This is a genomic window from Nitrospira marina (assembly GCF_059568365.1).
Map to the genome: position 1 here is coordinate 2391449 of NZ_JCANTH010000001.1, position 23644 is coordinate 2415092.

General features: G+C 47.6%; 17 protein-coding genes. 9 read left to right on the forward strand and 8 right to left on the reverse strand.

The window, feature by feature from the left end; all coding sequences use genetic code 11:
• Positions 1-12: 12 nt before the first annotated feature.
• The 3 genes from LX98_RS09935 to LX98_RS09945 form a co-directional block, all read right to left on the reverse strand.
• Positions 13-2313, reverse strand: coding sequence for a PAS domain-containing protein (locus LX98_RS09935; RefSeq protein ID WP_496428748.1), 2301 nt, complete (start codon positions 2311-2313; stop codon positions 13-15).
• Between the two features lie 81 nt (positions 2314-2394).
• Positions 2395-4614 (reverse strand): histidine kinase N-terminal 7TM domain-containing protein, encoded by a 2220-nt coding sequence (locus LX98_RS09940; protein WP_496428749.1) that lies wholly within the window; start codon positions 4612-4614, stop codon positions 2395-2397.
• A 351-nt stretch (positions 4615-4965) separates the two neighbouring features.
• On the reverse strand, positions 4966-5691 hold the full coding sequence (locus LX98_RS09945; RefSeq protein WP_496428750.1) for an HAD-IA family hydrolase: 726 nt from the start codon (positions 5689-5691) through the stop codon (positions 4966-4968).
• 141 nt (positions 5692-5832) lie between these two features.
• On the opposite strand from LX98_RS09945, the gene LX98_RS09950 reads away from it, so the two are divergent.
• The 9 genes from LX98_RS09950 to LX98_RS09990 all read left to right on the forward strand — a co-directional run bounded on the left by LX98_RS09950 (position 5833) and on the right by LX98_RS09990 (position 16166).
• Positions 5833-6078 (forward strand): hypothetical protein, encoded by a 246-nt coding sequence (locus LX98_RS09950; protein ID WP_496428751.1) that lies wholly within the window; start codon positions 5833-5835, stop codon positions 6076-6078.
• Positions 6079-6137: 59 nt separating this feature from the next.
• Positions 6138-8921: a valine--tRNA ligase gene (locus LX98_RS09955; RefSeq protein ID WP_496428752.1), complete on the forward strand. Its 2784-nt coding sequence runs from the start codon at positions 6138-6140 to the stop codon at positions 8919-8921.
• Complete coding sequence (gene nadC / locus LX98_RS09960) at positions 8921-9829, forward strand: carboxylating nicotinate-nucleotide diphosphorylase (RefSeq protein WP_496428753.1); 909 nt, start codon at positions 8921-8923, stop codon at positions 9827-9829. Before LX98_RS09955 ends, nadC begins: the two co-directional genes overlap by 1 nt.
• Before the next feature lie 32 nt (positions 9830-9861).
• Positions 9862-10686 (forward strand): biotin--[acetyl-CoA-carboxylase] ligase, encoded by an 825-nt coding sequence (locus tag LX98_RS09965; RefSeq protein ID WP_496428754.1) that lies wholly within the window; start codon positions 9862-9864, stop codon positions 10684-10686.
• Between the two features lie 41 nt (positions 10687-10727).
• The gene (locus LX98_RS09970; RefSeq protein WP_496428755.1) at positions 10728-11504 is read left to right on the forward strand and encodes a type III pantothenate kinase; all 777 of its coding nucleotides are present in this window, start codon (positions 10728-10730) and stop codon (positions 11502-11504) included.
• Positions 11505-11617: 113 nt separating this feature from the next.
• A complete protein-coding gene (gene grpE / locus LX98_RS09975; protein ID WP_496428756.1) occupies positions 11618-12280 on the forward strand; it encodes a nucleotide exchange factor GrpE in 663 nt (220 codons plus the stop codon).
• The gene (dnaK, locus tag LX98_RS09980) at positions 12277-14208 is read left to right on the forward strand and encodes a molecular chaperone DnaK (RefSeq protein ID WP_496428757.1); all 1932 of its coding nucleotides are present in this window, start codon (positions 12277-12279) and stop codon (positions 14206-14208) included. The genes grpE and dnaK overlap by 4 nt, the downstream gene beginning before the upstream one ends.
• Before the next feature lie 59 nt (positions 14209-14267).
• Positions 14268-15392, forward strand: coding sequence for a molecular chaperone DnaJ (dnaJ, locus tag LX98_RS09985; RefSeq protein ID WP_496428758.1), 1125 nt, complete (start codon positions 14268-14270; stop codon positions 15390-15392).
• 39 nt (positions 15393-15431) lie between these two features.
• Positions 15432-16166: a 16S rRNA (uracil(1498)-N(3))-methyltransferase gene (locus tag LX98_RS09990; protein WP_496428759.1), complete on the forward strand. Its 735-nt coding sequence runs from the start codon at positions 15432-15434 to the stop codon at positions 16164-16166.
• Between the two features lie 24 nt (positions 16167-16190).
• Here the strand turns inward: LX98_RS09990 and LX98_RS09995 are convergent, their stop codons facing one another.
• The 5 genes from LX98_RS09995 to alaS form a co-directional block, all read right to left on the reverse strand.
• Entirely contained in the window at positions 16191-17195 is a 1005-nt protein-coding gene (locus LX98_RS09995) for a YCF48-related protein (RefSeq protein ID WP_496428760.1), read from the reverse strand.
• 32 nt (positions 17196-17227) lie between these two features.
• Positions 17228-18853 carry an IPT/TIG domain-containing protein gene (locus LX98_RS10000; protein ID WP_496428761.1) on the reverse strand — a complete coding sequence of 542 codons (1626 nt, stop codon included), beginning with the start codon at positions 18851-18853 and terminating at the stop codon, positions 17228-17230.
• A 541-nt stretch (positions 18854-19394) separates the two neighbouring features.
• Entirely contained in the window at positions 19395-19859 is a 465-nt protein-coding gene (locus LX98_RS10005) for an Atu1372/SO_1960 family protein (protein WP_496428762.1), read from the reverse strand.
• 24 nt (positions 19860-19883) lie between these two features.
• The gene (gene mltG, locus LX98_RS10010; RefSeq protein ID WP_496428763.1) at positions 19884-20891 is read right to left on the reverse strand and encodes an endolytic transglycosylase MltG; all 1008 of its coding nucleotides are present in this window, start codon (positions 20889-20891) and stop codon (positions 19884-19886) included.
• A gap of 74 nt (positions 20892-20965) precedes the next feature.
• Positions 20966-23626: an alanine--tRNA ligase gene (gene alaS / locus LX98_RS10015; protein ID WP_496428764.1), complete on the reverse strand. Its 2661-nt coding sequence runs from the start codon at positions 23624-23626 to the stop codon at positions 20966-20968.
• Positions 23627-23644: the final 18 nt, after the last annotated feature.

Here is a 23644-nt window from a genome sequence, read left to right on the forward strand (position 1 = left end):
CCACCTTGACCCTTATGATGTCGTCTTCTCTAAAACGGAATGAAGTACCACACTGAGATCCACAAGGTTAAAAGGTTTGGCTACTCTACCCTTGAAACCATATTCCTGATAATTGGCAAGGACAGGGTCATTCGAATAACCACTCACCACAATAGCTTTAACTTGGGGATCTATAGTTAAGAGCCGGCTGATGACTTCTTTTCCTCCTAGCCCGCCAGGTATAGTTAAATCAAGGATGACGGCTGAAAATGGAGAACCAATTTTTCTTGCCTCGCAAAAATTCTTCAAGGCTTCGTCGCCATCTTTGGCTGTTTGGTAGCTGTAACCACAGGTTTCCACCATCTCACCAAGAACGTTTCGTATTTGGATTTCATCATCCATGATCAGAATTTTGCCTTGTCCTACTTTCACGCTCCGCTCCGGCAATTCTGGAGACATTTCTTGAATGGGGATAGCGGGTAAAAATAGAGAAAAAGTACTCCCTTCACCGAGTGCGGACTTCACAGCCAACAATCCGCCATGATTCCTCACAATGGAGTAGGACGTCGCAAGTCCTAACCCTGACCCTGTGGACTTGGTCGTAAAATAGGGATCAAATATTTTTTCTAGATTGTCCTTTGAAATCCCAATCCCATTGTCAATGAAGCGGATTTCGATCCAATCCTGAGCCTGCGAAGTCATTGCTCCCAAACCAGATAGTTCAACCCCATCTCCTGTGATATTTTGAGCTTGAATGATACATTCCCCTCCCTCCTCCATCGCCTGCCTCGCATTGATCACAAGATTATGAATCACCTGGCATATTTGGCCTGCATCAATTGTGACCGGCCACAAATCATCGGGAATGCAAAAGATTGGACGGACATTAGAGCCCGCAAGCACCAACCGGACATTCTCATGCAAGATTTCTTTCAAGGAAACAGTCTTTTTTACCGGGGCCCCGCCCTTAGAAAAAGTCAGGAGTTGCCTCGCAATATCTTGTGCTCTCAAAGAGGCATGTTCGGCCTCAGAAATCCGATTAAATAGGGGGTTGGATGAGTCCAGCGTATATTTCGCTAATGACAGTTGGCCTAAAATAGCTGTGAGCAGATTATTGAAGTCATGGGCAAGTCCTCCGGCCAGGAGCCCAAGTGATTCGAGCTTTGCCCCCCTCAACCGCTCCTCCTCCCATTTCTTTCTTTCCGTCACATCCTGAGCTATCCCAATGATCCGATGAATCCTCCCTGATGAATCCTTCACCGGAAAGGTTCGGTTATGGATCCAGCGTAGCTCATGGTGACCAGTGACGATTCGATATTCAATATCAAGGCCTTTCGCATCAATTCTTTTTAAAAACAAATTTTCCACCTTGGCCTGATCTTCCTGAAAAACGATGGTCAACCAATCAAAGGGATTATTCATGAGTTTTTGCGGATCACCGCCCCACAGTCGTTGGTAAGCAGGACTCACATAGACTATTTGCTGTAAGTCTACATCCCAGATCCAAAATACACTATCCACCGTTTCGGCCAGTTGGCGAAATTTTTCATCACTGTCTCTGAAAGCCAGCTCAGCCATTCGAACGTCTGTCACATCCCGACAGATCAACAAGACGGTCAAAATTTGCCCACCGATAGTTGGCTCCGGACAAAATCGTATTTCAAAATTTTTCAGTCCTTTTCCAGTAGGATGGGAAATCTCGAGGGATTCTGATATGCCCTTTTTACAAACCGATTGAATTTTCTCTTCAAACACACCTGCGACCTTTTGAGAGACCCCCAACTCAATGAGTTCTTTCCCCAAATACTTTTCTGGAGGAATTGGGTCAACGCTATCCCACCACCGATTTAAATACATAACACGGTTCTTGCGATCAAATCGTCCAATAATATCGGGAAGATTATCGGTCAAGGATTGAAGCTCTCGGTCCCAGCGCTGCAACTCCTCTTTGATATGTTGGTGATCAGGGATCTCAATTAACGTCCCATGGCAGATCATTTCATTTTCGATACTCCCCTGAGACATCACACTATTTTCTTGAACCCAAACCACTCGATTTCCTTCACCGAACATTCGATATTCTAACCGAATGGTTACAGGCAAATGGGTGTGTTTCTCCCAAGCTCTCAAAAACATATTCCGATCTTCCGGATGAATCCGGCAAAAAAATAATTTGGAATCTTGGGTGAGTTGCTCAGGAGTTAGGTTTAGCAATGAATAAACGTACGGACTCACAAACTCAAAATTCCGATCAATCCCCTGTTGAGTGCACTGATAGACAACCACTGGTACATGGTCGAAAACGTTACGCTCATTTTGAGAGAAGCTATTCATAAAGGAAGCATGACGCAATTCACCTACCGACCTGACTCAGAGGGAGTCAGCAACCAACCTCCCGGATTCTACCAATTTTTCCTACGAAAAAGGATGGCCAGCGTCTGGGGTTACCTTCACCTGCTTAAGAGGAATGGCGGGGTTACGAAAAGAAGTCAAGGAATACTCATTGCCATAGGGTAGACTGAGGGGCAGTTGGATTTGAAATCCGAGAATGCCACGCTCATTGGTCAAAAGCTGAAGACGTCCAGAATGACGTTGAATAATTTGATGTGCAAGGAATAACCCTTGCGTGGCGGAAAGGTCAGGTTCATCAATTAAGCGATTGTCAAAGTCCCACTCCTCTATTGAAACCAGCTCAGAATTCATTGACGTTTTTTCAGCTTTCCACCACACCGAAACTTGAAGCCAATTTCGCCCCAAAACCTGTCGATCGGCTTCTGTTTCAATTCGCAAAGTTCCAGACAAATGCGAGGGGTCCTTTAAAAGAAATAACAGGCCATTGAAAATGGCCTGCATGAGCCCTTGGCGATCGACAGAGACCATCGGAACATCCTGACTAAATATTTTCTCGATCATCGTCTTATGGTAAGAAGGATTGCTCGCTACAAACAAAAGACAGGAATCAATGATATCGTGGATATGGGCTTTTGCATTCAATGATCCCGATAAGGGCTTGACATATTCTCTCATCTCTTTTGTTAAGGCTTCTATCTTCGCAAGATCTTCTCCGACTATCCGATGAAGCCTATCCATAAATTCACCGTCGTGCCGTCGCATTTCAGCCACTTGAACAAAAGCTTTAATTGAGACTAATGGACTATGAAGTTCCTGAGTCAATCCATTGGCCATGGCTTCAAGCGACCGTAGGCGATCCACTTGGCAAAGCAAATTTTGGGACCGGTGAATTTCTTCGCGCAAAATAGCATTTTCTAAAGCTAAGGCAGATTCCTGAATAATTGTATTCCAAAATGTTTTTCCACCCATCATCCGAATAGCTTCACTAGACGTAGGACCAAGCGCCAAAACGCCTAATAATTGGTTATTCCCAAAGATCGGATAGAACAACTCTAATCCGGCTTCTTCTAATATTTCGGCTATACCCCTCTCGCCTTCACTGGAATCTAAACCTTTTAATTCCCCAATGGAGACTTTTGCCTGCGTAAATAGTAATAATTGTGGCAGATTATCGGAGATAGCCCATCCATTCTGGATAACAGGATGATCAGGAGAAAATCCGAAATTTGAAACGGCCCTATACCGATTTTCTTCAACCTGCAAAACAAAGATTGCGGCCTTCGACGCTCCAGCACTCCTTCCGACCGTTTCAAGAATGGCCTGACCCAAATCCTGAATATTATGCATGTTAGCGACTTTTGAAGAAAATCTGGAGAGAGCTTGAGTCCTCAATTCCCGGCCTTTGAGTATGGTTCTCGCGACCGCGCCCTTCGTTCCCACTTTCATCTGATAAACTCCCACAACCGTCATGAGATGGAGTACAAGTTGCACGACGGAAAACCGGACATTAATGGCACCCAGGAGGGATTTCTGGGCCAGTAGCAGCATCGGATACACTGGCTGTGAGACAAACAATAAAATAGCAAAATAGGACAAACCTTTTTCAACATACACTGAAAATTCCAACCAGTGAAATCGCAACAAGGTATAGGCTACGATTGAAATATATACCGCAAAGCCAATTGTCCCGTAGGGTAATATTTCAATCCCATACCATAAGGGATAATTAGTAGCCCCACCTATGTATCCGATTGCAGAGCCTATGAGAAGATACAAAAATTGTCTTCGACGCAATCCCCTTTCCTTCGCATAGGCTTGAATAAGAAGAAGATGGGCAAAGATTACAAGACCGACCCACCAAATCAAACAAAAGTGAAAGACCAAGCCAGGCACACCCCAAAACGGAAAAACGGAAATTTGGCGGACACCTTGAATAAAGAAAGGTGTAAAATCGGCAAGAAGGAAGACCCCTCCCACAAGGTAATTCCATGTAATGGTGGAACGATAAATATTCTCTTTCTTAAGTAAATACAAAACATGATGCAGAAATGTAATGGGAATAAAGATAGCCCCTGCCATTAATATGCGAAGATTGAGGAGGGCAAAAAACTCGGAATCCGCGACTTGCCAGGCAAAATAACCAAAACTCCATAAAGCAGTGGCGATTCCAAATAATCCAAACGTCCAATGCCTGGGATCCTTTGGAGCGCGGAAGTAGACAAAGGACGCCAACCCGCTAGCGGCCAATCCATTCAACAATCCACTGATGGCAAAAAATTCCACGGGCTTCGTGTTTATGGCGAAGGAGTATTAACTTACGGATTCCACACCTGGAAAGAGTTCATCATGTCAAAAAAGGCCGCACCAGCCTTAGAAGGGGTCTACTTTGATTCTGAACCGTAACCTGAATGGCCAAAATGGTCAAGTATTCTCATTTTGATTTTCTTTGGGCTTCTTAGGCTCATTAGTATCGTGAAGGATTGCCTTGTGATCTTGGTGCCTGACCACTGGCCGCCCTTCGGCCTTTCAGGATTCCCCCTCTTACTTACCCGTCGGTTAGGAAAAGGCACGGGCACCTGGCTTTCAATTCCCAATCGGGAAGGTTATGAAAAAGTTTGAATGCAGGGTGGGTTTTTAGAGATGCAAGAGGTCGTATGAAGACAGTTGAATCAAATTTGAAAGGGTCTGTGGATGATGAGGGAGGCTATTTGTTGAACGATCAATCAAGACGGCATGAAGACCAGCCTGTCGAGCCCCCTCGAAATCCTCAATAGGATGATCTCCCACATGAAGTGCTTCTTGAGGGATCACCATATGTTCATCGAGGGCATGAGCAAAAATATTCTTGGCTGGCTTGGCAGACCCGACCAAACTGGAAATGGTCACAGAATCAAAAAACGTGCTGAGACCAAGCCCACGCGAAACCTGAAAAAACCGACTATCAAAATTGGAAATAATTCCGAGTTCAAAGCCTTGCCCCTTCAATTCAGCTAATATTTCGAGTGTTTCAGGAAACAGCTCCCAATGGATAGGTTTCCCAAACGCCTCGAATACCTCCTCAAAAAACTCGTCAAATCCTTCGAACATCCCCACCCGATAAAAAACGGCATGCACAACATCAAACCACCACAACCGCTCGCACTGTTTGAGTTTTTCCGGCCGCTCCACCGAGAAAACCGGAAGAGGCATGTCTTTCATGGTTTGCTTGAATGCGGCATTCAATGCATGTTGGGTGTGTTCGGTGTCCGGGACCCCGTATTTTTTGGCATACGTTAAATAGACCTCCCCTACCGATCCCTTCACATCGAATAAAGTCCCTACGGCATCAAAAAAAATGACTTTTATGGGGGAGGAACTCATACAATATAATGAGGAGGGAAGAGGATCAAGGGCGGAGGGACCGATGACCTGTCCTCTGCCCAAAAATAGCCTTGTAGGTTCGTTCGATCAAACGAAAATCATAAGGATGGAAATTCAAGAAGAGAAATGAGGCTCTATGGAATGAAGGCCACGGCCTCAAAAAATCAGGTTCCTATTTCTTTTTGCCCTTTTCGCGCCGGGCCACTTCTAAACCTTTTACCCGCTGTTGATTTTTTCGATGTTTTCTTCGCAAATCACGATCTTTTTGCCGACCACGTGGCATGGGTGATTCTCCTGAGTGAATTGAAAATTTTAAGAAATTTAATGGAATTTGTTTTTACCACAGGCATCATAGGAGGAACAAGAGGTCGTATTGCGGGCCTGTAGGGCCCGTGATAACATCGGAGACTTTTTTTGCCAAATCAAAACACCCTATCAATAATAGTATGTCATCTTCACAGTTAGAAAAAACCTACAATCCTAATGAAGTCGAGCAGCGGTGGGGGTCCTATTGGATGGAGCACCATCTCTTCCAGCCTGACCTCGGCAACCAGTCTCAATCATTTTGCCTGGTCATTCCTCCGCCCAATGTCACCGGATCACTCCACATCGGCCATGCCCTCAATACGACCATCCAGGACATTATCGTTCGATGGCGACGCATGCAGGGATTAAAGACTCTTTGGGTTCCTGGGACAGACCATGCGGGGATTGCGACCCAAAATGTAGTCGAGCGGCAACTCGCGCAGGAAGGTCAGTCACGAGAACACGTCGGGCGCTCGGCCTTCATCGACCGGGTCTGGAAGTGGAGACACCAATCGGGAGATACTATTATCGAACAATTAAAACAGTTAGGAGCCTCCTGCGATTGGTCTCGTCTCCGGTTTACCATGGACGAAGGACTTTCCCGGGCTGTTCGAGAGGTGTTTGTTCGTCTGTACGAGGAAGGACTTATTTACCGAGGGGAACGTTTAATAAATTGGTGCCCGCGCTGCCTGACAGCCCTGTCCGACATTGAAGTCGAGCACGAACCAATTAAAGGAAAGCTTTATCACATTCAGTATTTCCTCGCTGACGATCCAACAGAATTTCTTATGGTGGCCACTACCAGACCAGAGACCGTCTTGGGAGATACCGCAGTGGCTGTCCACCCTGAGGATCCTCGCTACCAGCAGTATATTGGCAAAGAAGTTCGCGTCCCTTTAACGACACGAACCATTCCCATTTTAGCTGATCCGATATTAGTTGACCGGGAATTTGGAACCGGAGCCGTCAAAATTACACCTGCTCATGACTTTAATGACTTTGAAGCAGGCGAGCGACACGGTCTTCCGCGCCTGTCCATACTCGATTTCCAAGCTCGAATGAGCCCTTCAGGACTTCAAGAAGCTCAAGCAGACTCCAGACTTCAAACCATACTCAACCTCAAGTCAGTCCAGAAAGCCCGCACCATAGTGATAGAAGCCCTGGAAAAGCAAGAACTTCTCTTAAAGGTTGAAGATCACGCCATGGCTATCGGGAAATGTTATCGATGTAAAACCGTTGTCGAACCCTATCTTTCACCGCAATGGTTCGTCAAAATCCAACCTTTGGCAACTCCTGCCATCCAAGCGGTCGAAACCGGACACATTCGAATCATTCCCGATGGATGGAAAAACAATTATCTGGGCTGGATGCGCCAGATCAAAGATTGGTGCATTTCTCGCCAAATCTGGTGGGGACATCAAATTCCCGCCTGGTACTGTCGAATCTGCAACAAGGACGAGTTACTCCAAACTAGCCGGGTTGGCGAAGCCCCTGGCGACAAAATGATTTCTTCCGACCTTACAATGAGCTGCTTTATCACACCCGATGCCCAACCCATTGTCTCGAGAATTCCACCACAATCCTGTCCAACATGCGGCGGGACCAACCTTTTTCAAGACCCTGATGTATTGGATACCTGGTTTTCATCGTCCCTCTGGCCGTTTTCTACACTCGGGTGGCCAGAAAACACAGATGACTTCAAATCATTTTACCCAACAGCAACCCTAGTCACCGGACTGGACATTCTCTTTTTTTGGGTTGCCAGAATGATCATGATGGGCCTGAAATTTACGGGGCAGGTCCCCTTCCGTGATGTGTACATTCATGCCCTGGTTCGAGACGCCGAGGGTCAGAAGATGAGCAAATCCAAAGGAAATGTGATTGATCCCCTAACCAAAATGCGACAATATGGAACGGATGCCCTGCGGTTCACCCTGGCCTCAATGGCCTCTCCTGGCCGGGACATTAAACTGGCCGAGGAACGCATTGAAGGATATCGAAATTTTGTCACAAAACTCTGGAATGCCGCACGATTTATACATCTCTATGCGGACGGACCCCGGACATCACTCGCAGCAGAGTTCCGTCCTTTTCCAGATCGATGGATTCTCAGCCGACTGAACCATACGATCCGTGAAGTGAGCAATGCCTTTGAAGACTATCGCTTTGACCAAGCCGCCTCTGCACTCTATCAATTCGTCTGGCATGAATATTGTGATTGGTTCATAGAACTCGCCAAACCCTGCCTCCAACAGGAAAACCATCCTGATGCGCCTGTCACCCGCCAGACACTTTTGGAATCATTTGAAATCATCCAACGGCTGTTACACCCCGTGATGCCATTTATTACCGAAGAAATATGGCAATCCTTCCCGCACGAAGGGCCATCAATCATGACGCAACCCTTTCCCGCTGAAAAGCCGGAATGGGTCAATGCTGAAGCCGAACAGGCTTTTTTATTTCTCCAAGCGTTTGTCAACACGGCAAGAACCGGGCGAGCCTTCCTGAATATTTCCTCCGCTCAAACCCCTTCGATCTATGGAGCAAGCACCCAGGTCAATGACACGGCCATTTTGACCTTTCTTGCGCCCTATATCGAGTCAATTCTGCGCTCATCGGTCATCACAGACCAGGGCATCCCTTCTCTCCGTACATTACAATTGCCTTCTGGTCATTTCAGCACTATTGGCATCCCTGTTCCCAATGAGATTAACCTTCATGAAGTGGTCAAAAAAATTCAGAAACAAATTGGAGAAAAAGAGAAGGAAGTGCAGCGCCTTGGCAGCCGGTTATCCTCTTCTGAATTCAGGGAGAAAGCGGAGCCTTCCGTGATCCAGGAATCAGAAGACCGCCGTACCAAGCTGATCGATGAGTTGGGAATTCTGAATATGACGGAACAACAACTGGTTTCCATGACGACCTGATGGGTGCATCTTCTCTCGCCTCGCCTCCTCCTCTTTTTTCCATTCGGCGCGTAATCAGCGCTGCGCTGGAAGAAGACCTTGCCTACGGAGACCTGACCTCAACCCTTCTCATTCCACCAACTCTATTAGCTCGCGCCGACATCATCGCGAAAACCCACATGGTCGTGGCAGGTGTGGCCGTTGCCAGGGAGGTGTTCCAATCAGTCGATTCAACCCTTGAACTTACCACTCATGCTGGCGATGGAAACATGGTGCGCCCGTCAACCACTATCCTGAGCATGAAAGGAAAGGCGCAATCGCTCCTTCAGGGCGAACGAATCGCCCTGAATTTCCTCCAACGGCTTTCGGGAATCAGCACGCTCACCCATCAGTTCTGCGAGGCTGTTCGTGATTATCCAGTCGCTTTAGTGGACACACGAAAAACAACACCGGGACTCAGGGCCTTAGAAAAATGGGCCGTCCGCCTTGGCGGGGGTAAAAATCATCGCTTCTCACTCCATGACGGCATTCTCATTAAAGATAATCACTTGATGGTTATGGCATCCCAACGGATGAACATCACGCAGACTTGTTTATGGGCCAGGCAACATGCCCCGCATGGCCTTCAAATTAGCGTGGAAGTCGAAACGATTGCTCAGGTCCGACAGGCCTTGAAGGGAAAAGCCGATATCCTTTTATTGGATAACATGACCCCCGATCATGTCAGACAGGCCATAGACATCATCCAAAAGCAGGCCTTGGTGGAAGTATCAGGAGGCATGACCTTGGACAATGTTCGAGATATGGCAGAAGCCGGACCGGATTTCATCTCGATTGGAGCACTCACACATTCCGCCCCATCCATGGACCTCTCCATGGAGATCGTTCCTCTCCGAACAAAAAGACGTCCTCAAAACCGCCAACCATGAGACTGATTTTCCTCTAACCCCCTGACCTACCAGTGGTATCCTCCACAAAACTAGCCGCCCTTCTCCCCTCAAAAAAATTTGGCGAAACCCTTTATATTTTTGATGAATTAGCCTCAACCAATGCGTTTGCGATGGAAAAAGCCAAGAACCAAGCACTTTCTGGAACCGTCATTCTGGCCGACAGACAAACCGCGGGACGAGGTCGATTAGATCGGTCTTGGTTTTCTCCAGGCAAGTCCAATATTTACGGATCTCTCCTTTTTGTTCATGAGACACCCATTCAATATTTAGGATGGGCTCCTCTCATGGCCGGAGTGGCCATTGCCCAGGCACTCGAACAACAGACATCTATTCGTGTCGATCTAAAGTGGCCCAATGACTTATTAATTGGAGGACGTAAATTGGGTGGCATTTTATGTGATTCTTTTCGGAATCCAACAAACCATTTCTGCGTGGTAATCGGATTTGGGATAAACGTTAACCTCACTCAATCGGAATTCCCTTTAGAACTTCAAACGAGCGCGACTTCTCTTCAGATCCAATGTCATTGTACTGTGGACCGAGAAGAGCTCATTATGAAGGTGATCACCTCGCTGGAAAAAAACTGGGACAATCTGAGGTCCAACGGGCCTCGGTCTTATCTTGTGGAATATAAGCATTGGTGTAGCACCATTGGACAGACCATTCAAGTTCAGTTTCCTGATGGAAGCCAACTCCAGGGGCTGGCTCATTCCATAGGAGAACATGGCCAACTCCGAGTCATTCCTTCCCCTTCCGACCCAAACGATCAATCAGCTAGGATTCGAGATATTCATTCCGGCGAAATCCTTCATCTTCGCACAACCGCCCAACCATGACCCATCTCTGAAGGACTGCTCACAAGGAGTGACTTTTTATTATGCTTTTAGCCATCGACATTGGAAACTCACAAATTGTCTGTGGGGTTTTTCAAGACAGCATCCTGATCTCACACTGGCGCTTATCCACCGACCATTCCAAGACTCCAGATGAATACAGCATTATTCTTCGCTCCCTCCTTCAATTTCATAAAATCCTGCCCGGAGATATCTTAGGCTGTATTGTCACTAGTGTGGTCCCCCCTCTCACACATATTTTCGACATGTTGGCCCAATCACTATTCGGACAACAACCTCTCATCGTCACCAGCGCATGTCCTCATGGGCTCATCCTCCGGTACAGTAACCCAGAGGAAATCGGGACAGACCGTCTCGTCAATGCGGCTGCAGCATTTGCCCGGTATAGACGATATCTGATTATTGTGGATTTTGGGACCGCGACCACATTTTGTATTGTCACTCAACAAGGCGAGTACCTAGGTGGAACCATTGCGCCTGGCTTAAAAAGCGCAGCAGATACCCTCCACACCAAAACAGCAAAGCTTCCAAAAGTTGATTTGGTTATCCCGGCATCCGTGATTGGCAAAGACACGACTTCCAGTATGCAGGCAGGAATCATGTATGGATATGCTGGATTGGTTGATGAAATCGTGAGGAGAATTCAACAGGAAATCGGAGAATCCCCGCTTGTCATCGCGACTGGCGGGTTGGCCCAAACAATCGTTCCAATTTCGCACACTATTCAGGAGGTTAGACCCAACCTTACTTTAGAAGGCTTAAAGCTCCTCTATGATCGCATGAACCATTCCTGTGGATAACTCATCTCCTGATGTTTAATTACTTTAGCTTAACCAAAAATCATAAGAAATTTAAGAAGATGGGTTGACTTGCCAGATGAAGTGACTATCTAACTTGCGATAAGCAATTTGAAATGTCTCTCTCTTCTTACTGGTCATTTATGACGCAACAATCGGGAAAAGGTAAAACCATGTCCTCAACAGAGGAACCTACTGGAGAAGTGACTACAGAAGAAGTCAGTCCTCAAGAACATTCGACCGAGGACACATCAGAAAGTGCTTCTGAAAATGGCGGAACGCCTGAAGAGGAACTTCAAATTTTCCAAGATAAATATTTGCGCCTGGCCGCAGAATTTGAAAACTACAAACGCCGAGCCCAGCGGGATCAGAGCGATTCTATTCGATTTGGCAATGAATCATTATTGAAAAATTTACTTCCTATTATTGATAACCTTGAGCGAGCCATTCAATGCGCGAAAGATGCAGGAACGAGTGGCCCATTACTAGAGGGGGTAGAGCTTACCCACAAACAATTTCTGGAAACCGTGGGCAAAGTTGGCGTTCGACAACTCAGCACCACAGGAAACGCCTTTGATCCTGCTATTCATCAAGCAGTGACCCAGGTGGAATCGGAAAATATGGAGCCGAACACGGTCATCGAGGAATTTCAAAAAGGATATTTATTGCACGATCGCATTTTACGTCCGGCTATGGTAAGCGTGGCAAAAGAAAAATCAGAACTGACAGAACCTGGTTCGACTGAAGAATCTGGTGAAGAGGGAGGAATACACGTATGAGCAAAATTATTGGGATTGACTTAGGAACAACAAATTCTTGCGTGGCCGTAATGAGCGGTGGAGACCCAACGGTCATTGCCAATTCAGAAGGCGGACGGACCACCCCTTCGGTTGTGGCTTTGACCGACAAAGACGAACGATTGGTCGGACAGATTGCCAAACGGCAAGCCATAACCAATCCGGAGAACACTATTTATTCGGTGAAACGTCTGATGGGAAGAAAATACTCTTCTTCCGAGGTCAAAAATGCCGCAAACCGGCTATCCTATAAAACGGCCGAAGGTGCTAATGGGGATGCCCACGTCATCATTCGAGGGAAAAGCTATAGTCCAGCAGAAGTTTCAGCCATGATCCTTCAAAAAATGAAGCAAACCGCTGAAGATTATTTAGGAGAAAAGGTGACAGATGCTGTCATTACGGTCCCAGCCTATTTTGATGATAGCCAACGCCAGGCTACCAAGGACGCAGGGAAGATCGCGGGCTTAAATGTCTTGCGCATCATTAATGAGCCGACTGCAGCATCACTGGCCTATGGACTCGACAAGAAAAAAGATGAACGTATCGCGGTCTACGATCTTGGGGGTGGAACCTTTGACGTTTCCATTCTAGAAATCGGAGAAGGAGTCTTTGAAGTCAAATCCACAAATGGTGATACCTTTTTGGGCGGAGACGACTTTGATCTTCGGGTCATGGATTGGTTGGTTGAAGAATTCAAAAAAGATCAAGGAATCGATTTACGGAATGATCGAATGGCCCTGCAACGACTGAAAGAAGCAGCCGAACGAGCAAAAATCGAGCTTTCCTCCTCCCAAGAAACCGAAATAAACCTACCCTTCATCACCGCCGATGCCAGTGGACCAAAACATTTGGTACTTAAACTCACCAGGTCAAAATACGAGCAATTGGTGAATGATTTAATTGAGCGGACCATCGAACCTTGCAAAAAAGCTCTTGCCGATGCTGACATGACCACCAGCGACATCAATGAAATTGTCTTGGTAGGTGGAATGACTCGGATGCCCAAAGTGATTGAACGAGTTAAGCAATTTTTTGGAAAAGAACCCCACCGTGGAGTGAATCCTGATGAAGTCGTGGCAATCGGTGCGGCCATTCAGGGTGGAGTCCTCAAGGGAGATGTGAAGGATGTCCTGTTATTGGATGTCACCCCGCTTTCACTCGGCATCGAAACATTAGGGGGAATCTTCACGAAACTCATCGAACGCAACACCACCATCCCCACCAAAAAGAGTCAAATTTTTTCAACCGCTGCCGACAACCAAACTGCCGTGACCATCAGAGTCTTCCAAGGTGAGCGGGAAATGGCCAATGACAATAAACTATTGGGACAGTTTGATTTAGTGGGCCTTCCGATGGCACCAAGAGGTGTTCCGCAAATTGAAGTCACATTTGATATCGACGCTAATGGCATTGTGCATGTCTCAGCCAAAGATATGGCCACCCAAAAAGAACAATCAATCAAGATCACGGCATCTAGCGGATTAAGTAAGGAAGAAGTTGAGCGTTTGGTTAAGGAAGCTCAAAGTCATACCGAAGAAGACAAAAAGAAACGGGAATTGGTCGAAGTCAAGAACCAAGCCGATACCCTTATTTATAGTACAGAAAAGAATTTGAGCGAACATGGAGACAAGATTGAGGAAACGGAGAAGTCCAACATCACCGAGGCGGTAGACGGACTTCGAAAAGCTATGGAGGGAACGGACCTCGAAGCGATTAAAACCGCCATGCAAAACCTCACCACTGCCTCTCATAAATTAGCAGAGGAAATGTACAAAAAGGCTTCTACGGATGCCACTGGCAGCGGCTCTGGACCAGAAGACGGCCCTGGAACCACTGGCGGTGAAAGCGCTGGCAGTGAGGAAAAAGTTGTAGATGCAGAATTTGAAGAAGTTGATAAAGGCAAAAATTAAAAACTTTTGAACTGATTGATCCACATGGGCATACATTATTCCACCTTTGGAAAACGCTGATGGCACAGACCCAAAAACGAGATTATTATGAAATTCTCGGGGTGGACCGCAATGCCTCGGAAGAAGACATTAAAAAAGGCTTTAGAAAACTTGCCAGGCAACATCACCCGGACCTGCATGCCGACCCAGTTCAGAAAAAAGCGGCTGAGGAAAAGTTTAAGGAAGCCGGGGAAGCCTATGAAGTGCTCAGCGATCCAGATCGCCGAAGAAAATATGACATGTTTGGTCATGCAGCGGCTGGCCAGGGAGGAGGAGCCGATGGATTCGGGTTTGGAGGTGGCGGCTTCGGAGATATGTTTGGGGATATCTTTGAGGACTTTTTCGGTGGAGGCAGGGGGCATAATCGAGCCGAACAGGGCAATGATCTTCAATATAACTTAGAAATTTCCTTTGAAGAGGCCATTAACGGCAAGGAAGCCAAACTCAAAATTCCTCGTTGGGAAGTCTGTGAAACCTGCAATGGAACTGGCGCGAAATCCGATCAAGCCGTCAAACCCTGTTCCGCATGCCGTGGGGCCGGACAAATACGGTTACAACAGGGTTTTTTCACCATTAATCGAACCTGTGGACAATGCCAAGGGACAGGTCAAGTCATTGCTGACCCGTGCAAAACATGTAGAGGACAAAGACGCGTTCACAAGGAACGGCTTTTAGCAGTCACCATTCCAGCTGGAGTCGAATCCGGCATGAGACTTCGACTTTCCCATGAAGGCGAACATGGCATGAATGGCGGACCTCCTGGAGATTTGTATGTGGCACTCAATGTACGGCCTCATCCGCACTTTCAACGGAAAGGCCAAGAGATACTCTATGATCTTCGCCTGGATTTCGTAACAGCGACACTTGGGGGAAAAGTCGAAGTGCCTACATTAAGTGGAACAACTATGGTAAAAATACCTAGTGGAACCCAACACGATCAAATTCTCCGCCTCAAAGGGTTGGGCGCTCCTGGGCTTAAGTCCCAAACTCGTGGGGATCAACTGATTCGGACTAAAATTCAAATTCCTACCAAACTGACCCCAAAACAACACGAACTCCTTTCCGCCTATGCGGAGGAGTGCGGAATATCTACGGACACGCAAGGAGAAGGCCTGTTCGATAAAGTTAAAAACATGTTTGATTAACCTGCCTCTTTTACTGCCTCTCCATCCTCACGGAAACAGATGCCCGTCTTTTTCATCCACTCAACCCAGGTTGATGATGAAAGAATCACGATCTCCGACCCCTTATTCAGCCATCTTTCAAAAAGTTTACGAATGAGACCGGGAGACCAGCTGATTCTTAATGATGAGCGAAACTTTCGATACCATACAACAATTCTTCAAATAACCAAGCAGGCTATCTACTCGACGGTTCTGAGTATTCAAGAATCCCCACTCTCATCCACTACCCCTATCACCTTGGCACAAGCAATTTTAAAAGGAGAGAAAATGGCCTGGGTCATCCAAAAAGCCACCGAACTTGGGGTCCATGCGCTTGTACCACTGATTACCGAAAGAGTCATTCCACAAGTGTCTCCCTCACATGCAAGAAATTATCAGGAACGATGGGATCGCATTGCTTTGGAAGCGGCACAGCAAAGTGAGCGATGGAGCATCCCAAAGATACTCCCCATACAGACCTTTCAGGATTTTCTACGGCAGAAAAATAAAGGGGTACAAATCATGTTGGCCGAGAGGCAGGAGAAGGCTTCACTATCGACCATAGACTTACCATCTGATGATCCAAACGGCATTACGGTGTTCATCGGCCCAGAAGGAGGTTGGACTAAAGAGGAACGACAGATGGCCAAAAACCGGAATGTTGTTTTTGCCTCGTTGGGACAGGGAATTTTACGAGCAGAGACAGCCAGCCTGGCTTCATTAGTCATTCTACAGGCCAGATTGAACTATCTGTGAAGAATACAACGGAAGGGCCCAGCACTAGGGATGAGATGGCGAAGAATTCAAACGAATGATCGTCCCATGGTCTCCCACAGCAAACCCATTGGAAAGTTCAAGGAATGATTGAGCGTATAGGGTTTCAGAGTTAAGGGGTTCGATTTCCTGCCATGTAAAGCCCGCGTTATGAGTCTCTAAAATGGTCCCCCGCTCACCAACAATTCGACCAACCAGTGGGTTTATAAAACTAATATTCACCAAATCGGCGGGTTTAATACATGGACTTCCACATGGTCGAGTGTGATCAACCCATACTTCGCCTCCATTCAGCGTTTGGAACATAGTTCCCTGCGTCCCAACAACCCATCCAGCCACATTATCCGTAAACACAATATCAAAAAATGTGGCGGGATTATTGGTGGTCTGGAGCCCCCAACTCTTTCCCCCGTCAGTAGTCGCCAAGATGACACCCAGGGCACCAACGGCCCAACCATGTTTTTCATTAAGAAAATGAACTCCAAACAGATCTGCTGTCGTCCCACTGACCTGATCAGCCCAGCTCTCTCCCCCGTCTTCAGTGTGTAAAATGACGCCACGGGAACCGACCACCCATCCATGTTCAGGTGTAAGAAAATCAGCCGCGTAGAGGGTTCCATTTGTCCCACTCTCCTGCGGAATCCACCGTTTTCCACCATCTACAGTATGCAATATCGTTCCGTTTTGTCCAAGAATCCATCCGTGCTTTGCACCCGCAAAGGTCACCGCAGTTAATAACGCATTGGTGCGTCGAGGGCTCGAATTCCAGGTAGCTCCACCGTCGTCGGTGTGAAGAATCGTTCCTCCTGCTCCAACGATCCATCCCTTCCTGGCATCCAGAAAATGCACACCAAGAAAGGTTACCTTGGTAGGACTGGCCTGGAGTGTGAGAGCAGACGGAGTGGTTTGAGGAAAGGTTGGCTGAGGGTCCACAACTAAGGCTATACCAGCAAGGACTCCCAACACACACAGACCTTTCACCATTCGATTCCAGGCAGGGCGATTTTTCATTAGATCATGTTTCCCAATTATGCCAGAATTCATTACTGTGCTCGCCCTTTTTCATTCCAATAATCTTTGTCAGGAAGGCCTCTCTGTAAAATCGTAAATGGCCCCCCCACGATAGTAATATACTTTTTTGGCGTACAGCATTCGCCGGTATCGAGCATATCCCATGACCCTCGTTTCAAAATCAGTTCCCCTTTAGTGAGGTCAGGCTCAAAACCTTCGGGGTTTCCAAAACCAAAGGCCGGACGGCGAGGGACACGGATCCTAATCTCCTTATCGGTCCATGATTCGACATGGGTTGCAATGCCGTTCACCAGCACCTCACTGCGAGACACATCCTGCCCTAATCTGTAGTTTTGCCAGTCATGGGCATCCTGATTGAGAGATAAACGAGTGGCTTCGGAGATTTTCAGAAATTCACCAAATCCCTTACCAGTAATAGTCACGACTTCGTCCAAGCCGGCTTCTTTAGGGGAATAGGAGTGAATTTCCGGCTGAACAACAGTAAAATCTCCGGCCTTTAATGTCACAATCTCTTGTCGTTCACAACAGGTGCCATCATTTTTAGGAGTAGCTCCTCCACGTTTCACAATCACCGGCCCGCTTTTTGCGCTGAATGGCACCCATACATCGATTTGTTCATCAAGCCAACGGTGAATGACAGCCGGCACTCCCCCAATCTCCACCCCGTTGCCCCCGGAAAGAAAATCAAAGGCATATGCAGTGCCGCCGGCTTCTGAATACACACCAAAATTTTTCCCCTTAATCGTCACGAGTGTTCCAATTGGTCCTTGAGGGGGAGTCATTCCTGATATCTGACTAGTCAATATGGTAAAGGTCCCAATCTCCCGCTCCTTTCCTTCTCGATGGAGCATCAAAGAGCCTGATTTGGCATTTAACGGCACATGGGCCACGATGGTTCGATCGGACCACTGTGCAATGATCGCAGGCTTTCCCCCAAAATATATTCGTCCATCTTCAGGTCGGCTTTCTCCAAACCCCAGACCCGACAATATGACCTTACTCCCGATTGGGCCCTCAGTAGGATCAAAGGCAATAGAAGGAATTATGGTCAAAGGGACGGCATTACTGACCGCATACTCAACAGGAGCACAACATGATCCATCCGGTAGTGGGTCGCTTGACGCTAAGCGCACTTCCACATTACCGGACTTGGCATTAGCCGGAATGAGAACTTCAATTTTAGTAGGCCGCCACCGTCGTACCTCCGCCCGAATCCCATTGATTATTACTTGATTGACCCCGAACATGGTATTGGGATCACGAGACCCAGCCGTATTGCCGAAATGTTCACCAACAATCGTGAGCAAGGAACCCGCTTCGGCTTTCGAAGGATTCAAGCTGGCAATACGGACATTGGTAACAGAAAAAATTCCGGCTTCTTTTTTGGCCGATCCGTTGATAACCATTACCGGGCCGGAGCGAGCCTGCAAAGGCACTTTAACCAGAATGAAATCAGGTTCCCAGGATTGAATGAGCGCCGAGACCCCCTGAAATTCCACTCGATTAGCCTGCGTATTTTGGAATTCACCAAACCCTTCCCCACTAATGGTCACTGTCGTGCCCGGAGGTCCATTGGAAGGGAACATTTCAGCATAGGCCACTGATGAAAAAAGAAAAAAACTTAAGGCAACGCTCATGAGACTTCGAACTCTTTTCATAGGTAACAAACCTTGCTTATTGATCCAAAAAATGAATTAGGTATGAACAATGGACTTCTTCATTAAATCAAACTGGGAAGAGGAGCCAACCCAACTTCGTGGCTACCAACACAGGGGATGGAACCAAGTCAGAGCGGGTGTCCAAAATGACTATATCAAGCGATCTTTTCATGCGTCAATTTAGAGAACTGCACCAACAGAAAGATGAACAGTCACAGCCATTTCATATCATAGATTTTCAGCAAAACTCTTTGTTTACCAAATGCCATTTTAGGACCAAATGGGAGTAAAAAAGTCTCACACCACATTATGAAAAGATCTCCTGACCCTCCTAATGGCGGTCTTCCGATTTGAACAACCCAAAATGAAAAAACATCGCTGAAACCAATTCAGATATCGAGCCATAGCAACCCCTGAAATCTCAAATGAACCGGCTACAGGACCAAGGGGAGTCAATCCTTACAAAAGCAGGAGTCGGGGTTGCACATGCTGAAGGGATGATTAAGGAATACGAACCAGCTTAGAGGTGAGACACTTGAACGATCAATTCAAGCTCAATTGGAGCATGAAGAGGTAATTCGAAGGCCCCAAGAGCCAATCTGGCATGACGCCCGGCATCTCCAAACAGCTTGACCAACAAATCAGAAGCCCCGTTAATCACCGCAGGCTGATCCACAAAACCCTCCACGGACGCTACATGCCCCGTCAAACGCACCACCTGTTTAAGAGAGGCAAGATCTCCCATCATCTCCTGGAGGATGGCTAACCCATTTAGCATGGCTAATTGAGCAGCGGCAGCTCCTTCCTCTACCGTCAGTTCTCGCCCGAGTTTTCCAGGATGCACAATTAGCCCGTCACGAAAAGGCAGCACCCCACTCACAAAGATTAAGTCTCCTGCCTGACGAGCCGGAACATATGATCCGACAGGACAAGGTGCCACAGGCAGCTTTAATCCCAGTCGGCTTAATGCATCATGAACACCCATAGCGGATATTACACAATCACTCACTTACGAAGCACGTTTACTAATTGATCGTCGTTGATAAAGGTCTACCGCCTTATTATGATCCGCTAATGTCACAGAAAATTGATGACTCCCATCGTTCCGTGCCACAAAATAGACAAAATCGGTTGTCGTAGGATAGAGCGCAGCATGAATTGCAGCCAAACCCGGATTGGCAATGGGTCCTGGAGGAAGCCCGCGTACCTTGTAGGTGTTGTAGGGACTATCTACCGACAGATCGGCTTTCCGAATATTTCCATCAAACGATTCGAGGGCGTAGATGACGGTGGGGTCGCTTTGCAAGGGAATGCCCAGCCGGAGACGATTATGAAATACTCCGGAAACCAAGGGTCGTTCGGCTGCCAGAGCGGTTTCCTTTTCCACCACGGAGGCTAGGGTCAACACCTGTTGAAGAGTCATGCCCATGACCATTGCCCGGTTTTTGAGTTCTGGAATCATCACATTATGAAACCGATGAACAAATGTTCGAATGATGGATTCTGGCGGAGTAAAGCGAGAAAAATGGTAGGTATCAGGAAAAAGATAACCCTCTAATGTAGGGGCCTGGATATTCAGGCTCTGAATAAATACCGGGTCATGGCTTAATCGAAAAATATCCTGCTTGAGGGCAAGACGTTTTTGATCCAGGATGTCCGCAATTTGTGCCACGGTATAGCCTTCGGGAATGGTAATGGCATATTGATAGACCTCGCCTTTCACAAGTTTGTGCAGTAATTCGGTGGGTTGCATTCCCGCATCCAATTCATATTCGCCTGGAATGATATTTCGATCGACCCGCTGCACACGCCCCAAAAGAGTAAAAAACCATTCAGACCCAATAAGGTGATGGTGATCGAGAATGTGGGATACCTGCGTAAAAGGAGTACCGGGTGGGATTTCGACAAGAACCGGTTGGGTTGATCCACCCATGGGTTGATTCATCCACACAAAACCACCCAAGACCAGTACTGCCACCGTCAGAAGACTTACTACGGTCCGGCTAACAAGGATCACGTCACGACGTCCCCTTTCCTACTGCTCCCCGTCGGTCCATGGGAGGGAACCATGCAACCACATCATCAGGAAGTTTACTCCTCCTTCAATGTACCTAAATGTGAGGCAACATAATCATATACGCTCCGCAAGGCCTCATCTAACTGTTCTGGTTGATTGCCACCCGCCTGAGCCATATCTGGTCGGCCGCCTCCAGACCCCCCAACAAGTTGAGCCACATGTTGAGCGACTTTTCCTGCAGGGATTTTGTGAGTCTGTTCTTTGGCCACTATAACCAACAATGAAACCTTTCCTTCTTTGACCGACCCCAAAACCAAAAGACCGGAAGGCACTTTGTGGCGGAGCTTATCAGAGAAGGTTCGCAATTCTTGGATAGTCAAACCATCGATTCGCTGGATAAGGATCGGCATTCCGCCTATGTCCCGAATCGACGCTCCCTGACCAGCACCCTGCTGATCAAGCAATTTTTGTTTCGCACGCTCTAATTGGCGTTCGGTATCACGGAGGGTTCCAACAAGTTTCCTGACTTTTTCAACGACTTCATTGGGACCGGCTTTCAGCACGGCGGCCAATTCTCTCCATTCGGCCTCCTGATGCTGAGTTTGGGCCACAGCCCCCTCGCCCGTGAGTGCCTCAATACGCCGGACACCTGCCGCAATACCTCCTTCGGACACGATACGAAACAGACCGACATCTCCGGTTCGAGCACAATGTGTTCCCCCGCACAACTCCTGACTAAACGAACCCATTTCTACAACCCGAACCTGTTCACCATACTTATCACCAAAAAAAGCCAGAGCTCCTCGACTCAGAGCATCCTGAATTCCCATTTCTTCAACCTTAACAGACAGGTTCTGACGGATTTGTTCGTTCACCAGTCCTTCGATTTCTTCAATATTTCTGGAGGTCAATCCTCTGAAATGTGAAAAATCAAACCGCAATCGATTTGGGCCCACCAAAGATCCATGTTGCTTCACATGAGGACCTAAAATTTCCCGCAATGCGGCATGAAGAAGATGGGTCGCCGTATGATTTCGTGCCGCACTCTGCCTTAGTTGACCCTGTACCGTGGCGGTGAGAACATCGCCAACGTGAACAGATCCTTCGATGACCTGGCCCTTGTGGAGAAACCACCCCTTTGCCAGCTTTGTAGTATCATGGACGAGAATTCTTGCCGATGGGCCCACCAAGGTTCCTTGATCCCCGACCTGTCCACCACCTTCGGGATAAAAAGGCGTGGTATCCAGGACACACTCCACCGTTTCCCCTTGCTTGGCTTCCTTGATGACATGCTCGTCCTTCACCAAGGCGAGTAGTTTCCCTCTATCTTCCTGACTGGCATAACCCACAAATTTAGTCAAAGGGAACTGCCCGAGAGCATTCACCAGGTCGCTTCGAGATTCCGCCTGGCTGAACCTGGCAGTTTTTCTGGCTCGATCACGTTGGGCCTCTAGCGCTTGCTCATAACCGACATGATCGACAACCAACCCTTCTTCTCGTGCAGCATCTTCCACCAAATCAAGGGGGAACCCGTAGGTATCATACAACTTAAAAACCGCTTCCCCTCCTAAGATGTGGCTCCCCTGTTGCTTGGCTTCCTCCAGGATTTGATTAAGGAGAGGCAAGGCCTGTTCTAAGGTTCCAATAAAGCGTGTTTCCTCCCCCTGCACAATCTCAGAAACCGTATCCTGCATCGAACGGAGGTCCGGATAAAACGAATCCATGAGATCAACCACGGAGGATACGAGGTCATATAAAAATTCTCGCTCCACCCCCAATAACCGTCCATGCCGTGAGGCTCGACGCATAATCCGTCGCAGGACATAGCCACGCCCCTCATTCGATGGCAACACCCCTTCAGTGATTAAAAAGGTCATCGCCCGCAGATGGTCCGCAATCACCCGCATCGACCGGTCAGCCGTTGGGGAGGCACCATACACCTGTCCGGTGCTCTTCCCTATCCGTTCCAAAATAGGGCTGAACACATCGCTATCATAATTTGACGCGACTCCCTGGGTCACCGCTGCCAAACGCTCTAACCCCATTCCGGTGTCAATACTGGGCCTGGGTAGAGGATTGAGCGTGCCAACAGGATCCCGATCAAATTGCATAAACACCAAATTCCAAATCTCGAGATATCGATCGCAGTCACACCCAACGGCACAGGTTGACCGCCCACATCCGAATGTCTCACCCTGATCAATGAGAATTTCGCTGCAAGGACCACAGGGACCCGTCTCTCCCATTTGCCAAAAATTGTCCTTTTCACCCAGACGAACAAGGCGACTCTCTGGAATACCCATTCGTGTATGCCATAGATCATAGGCCTCCTGATCTTCACGAAACACCGTCACCCACAATCGATCAGCCGGCAGTCCGGCAATTTGAGTGAGAAATTCCCACCCAAACACAATCGCTTCCTCTTTAAAATAATCTCCAAAGGAAAAATTGCCCAGCATTTCAAAAAACGTGTGATGGCGGCGGGTAAAACCTACGTTTTCCAAATCATTATGTTTTCCCCCTGCCCGCAGACATTTCTGAATGGAGACAGCCCGGCTATACGGTCGGGATTCCTCACCCAAGAACACACTTTTAAATTGATTCATACCCGCGTTGGTAAACAGGAGAGTAGGATCTGCTTGCGGTATGAGTGGCCCGCTGGGCACCACCGTATGCCCACAGCTCGAGAAGTACCTTACAAACGCCTGCCGAAGTTCAAGTGAAGTTGCTATCATATCAATGATTTTTGCTCA

Bases quoted from the DNA above. Each gene is read 5' to 3' on its own strand.
- LX98_RS09945 (WP_496428750.1), bottom strand. From the start codon at position 5,691: ATGAGTTCCTCCCCCATAAAAGTCATTTTTTTTGATGCCGTAGGGACT.
- dnaK (WP_496428757.1), top strand. From the start codon at position 12,277: ATGAGCAAAATTATTGGGATTGACTTAGGAACAACAAATTCTTGCGTG.
- LX98_RS10000 (WP_496428761.1), bottom strand. From the start codon at position 18,853: ATGAGCGTTGCCTTAAGTTTTTTTCTTTTTTCATCAGTGGCCTATGCT.
- grpE (WP_496428756.1), top strand. From the start codon at position 11,618: ATGTCTCTCTCTTCTTACTGGTCATTTATGACGCAACAATCGGGAAAA.
- nadC (WP_496428753.1), top strand. From the start codon at position 8,921: ATGGGTGCATCTTCTCTCGCCTCGCCTCCTCCTCTTTTTTCCATTCGG.
- LX98_RS09990 (WP_496428759.1), top strand. From the start codon at position 15,432: ATGCCCGTCTTTTTCATCCACTCAACCCAGGTTGATGATGAAAGAATC.
- LX98_RS09995 (WP_496428760.1), bottom strand. From the start codon at position 17,195: ATGAAAAATCGCCCTGCCTGGAATCGAATGGTGAAAGGTCTGTGTGTG.
- LX98_RS09935 (WP_496428748.1), bottom strand. From the start codon at position 2,313: ATGAATAGCTTCTCTCAAAATGAGCGTAACGTTTTCGACCATGTACCA.
- alaS (WP_496428764.1), bottom strand. From the start codon at position 23,626: ATGATAGCAACTTCACTTGAACTTCGGCAGGCGTTTGTAAGGTACTTC.
- LX98_RS09955 (WP_496428752.1), top strand. From the start codon at position 6,138: ATGTCATCTTCACAGTTAGAAAAAACCTACAATCCTAATGAAGTCGAG.
- LX98_RS09970 (WP_496428755.1), top strand. From the start codon at position 10,728: ATGCTTTTAGCCATCGACATTGGAAACTCACAAATTGTCTGTGGGGTT.
- dnaJ (WP_496428758.1), top strand. From the start codon at position 14,268: ATGGCACAGACCCAAAAACGAGATTATTATGAAATTCTCGGGGTGGAC.
- LX98_RS09950 (WP_496428751.1), top strand. From the start codon at position 5,833: ATGAAGGCCACGGCCTCAAAAAATCAGGTTCCTATTTCTTTTTGCCCT.
- LX98_RS10005 (WP_496428762.1), bottom strand. From the start codon at position 19,859: ATGGGTGTTCATGATGCATTAAGCCGACTGGGATTAAAGCTGCCTGTG.